Source organism: Mycobacterium sp. TH-M25, from assembly GCF_057473665.1.
On the sequence record NZ_JBYCLA010000524.1, the window covers coordinates 1 to 1,960 of the forward strand.

At 68.7% G+C, this 1,960-nt stretch carries 3 protein-coding genes; all 3 read left to right on the forward strand.

Going from position 1 to position 1,960, the window contains the following annotated elements:
- The coding region (locus tag AC2VOU_RS17590; protein ID WP_486958526.1) for a flavodoxin family protein at positions 1–523 on the forward strand (523 nt) is incomplete at its 5' end.
- Positions 524–529: 6 nt separating this feature from the next.
- Entirely contained in the window at positions 530–1,033 is a 504-nt protein-coding gene (locus AC2VOU_RS17595) for a DUF2505 domain-containing protein (RefSeq protein ID WP_486958527.1), read from the forward strand.
- Positions 1,026–1,745, forward strand: coding sequence for a nitroreductase family protein (locus AC2VOU_RS17600; RefSeq protein WP_486958528.1), 720 nt, complete (start codon positions 1,026–1,028; stop codon positions 1,743–1,745). The genes AC2VOU_RS17595 and AC2VOU_RS17600 overlap by 8 nt, the downstream gene beginning before the upstream one ends.
- Positions 1,746–1,960 lie beyond the last annotated feature (215 nt).

Here is a 1,960-nt window from a genome sequence, read left to right on the forward strand (position 1 = left end):
CGACCCGCGGTACGCCGAGCGGTTCGCCCGCTTCCCGATGAAGCGGGTCTGGCCCGACATGCTCAGCGTGCTGGGCGCCCAGAAGCGCGGCGCCACTGGGGCCATCCGCACCCCGGACGCGGTCCGCAACGGCGACTACGACCTGATCTGCATCGGCTCGCCGACCTGGTGGCAGACCGTGAGCATGCCGATGCGGTCCTTCTTGGCCTCGGACGAGGCGGGAAACCTGCTGGCCGGCAAGCCGTTCGCGGTGTTCGTCGTGTGCCGGCGGTACTGGCGGGAGAATGCGGCGGCGGTGCGTGAGCTCGCCGAGCGGCAGGGCGGCGGATACGCCGGCGAGATCCACTTCACCTATCCCGGCGACACGCTGCGCTCGATGCTGTCGCTGACCAGCTACCTGGGCAGCGGACAGTACCGAAAGAGGTACCTGGGTGTGCGTATTCCGCCCACCAACGTCTCAGCTGAGCAGCTGCAGCAGACACGGGTGTTCGCTGCCGGCCTCGCCGACCGGCTGTTCGGGTAGCTGCCGATGCCACGTTCGTTCGAGTTGTCGTTCACCTCGCCCGCCAGCGTCGAACAGCTCTGTTCGGCGTTCGGTGACCGCGACTACTGGCTGGCCCGGCTGGAAGCCTTCGGCGGCGACAAGACGCTGGACTCGTTGGTCGTCGGCCCGGACGGCGCGGTGACGGTGGTGGTCACCGAGGACCTGCGCCGTAGCCTGCTGCCGGCGATGCTTGCCAAGCTGTATCGCGGTGATCTGAAGATCGCGAGCACCGAGGTGTGGTGTCCGACCGATGACGGCCGGATGCGCGGAGAGATCAGCGTTGCGGTGATCGGCGCGCCCGGCTCCGGCCACGGGGTGGCCGTGCTGGCGCCGTCCGGGACTGGCTCGCGGCTGGATTTTACCGCCACGGTCGAGTTCAACGTCCCGCTGGTCGGCGGGACGATCGAGGGCCTGGTCGCACGCCAGTTCGCCGACGGGATCCCGCAGATTCAGTGCTTCACCACCACCTGGGCCGTCGAGCATGGCTGACACCGCGGACTTCGTAGATCCGGCGCCCGCCGTCGCCGAGGCGCTGACGCGGCTGGACATGCCGCTGGCCGAGGCGATGATGACCCAACGTGCAGTGCGGCGGGTGCTTCCCGACCCGGTCGACGACGCCGTGGTGCTCAAATGCATCGAGCTGGCGCTGCGGGCACCGACCGGCAACGACTCGCAGAACTGGGAGTTCGTCATCGTCAAGGACCACCGCATCAAGGAGAGACTGGCCCGACGCTACCGCCAAGCCTGGCGGGTTCAACGCGGCGTGGTGCTGCGGCGCGCCGTGGCCCGCGACGAGTCGATCGCCAAGATCGCGCGGGCGATCCAGTGGCAGGTCGACCACTTCACCGAGATCCCCGTGCTGGTGGTGGGCTGCCTGCGACTGGGCGCCCTGAAGGGACGGCTGCCGTTGGTGCGGATGCCCCACGTGGCCGAGTCGGGATACTGGGGGTCGATCTACCCCAGCGTGCAGAACCTGCTGCTGGCCGCGCGCGCCATGGGCCTGGGTGCCTCGCTGATCACCCTGCCGCTGTGGAGTGTGGCGTCGGCTCGCCGGACGCTGGGCCTGCCGCACGCGGTGACACCGTGCTGCATCGTGCCGCTGGGCTGGCCGCGCGGGCGGTACGGGCCGACCACCCGCACACCGGTCGAGCAGGTGACACACTTGGACGGCTACGGCCGCCGTGCCTGGTTGCTGGACTGACCCGCGGATTTGCCCTTTCGATTCGACCGCCGACGCCCGATTTGGTAACTTCGGGCTGAACCAGGGCATTTATCTTACACTTCGGTCACGCTCAGCATAGTTAGGACTGTTGACTAGGAGGGCATCATGGGGGCGATCGGGCATTCGTGTCTGAGCGTGGGTGTGGCACTGGCGCTGGCCGGTGGCGTCGCCGTCGCGCCGATTGCCCCGCAGCC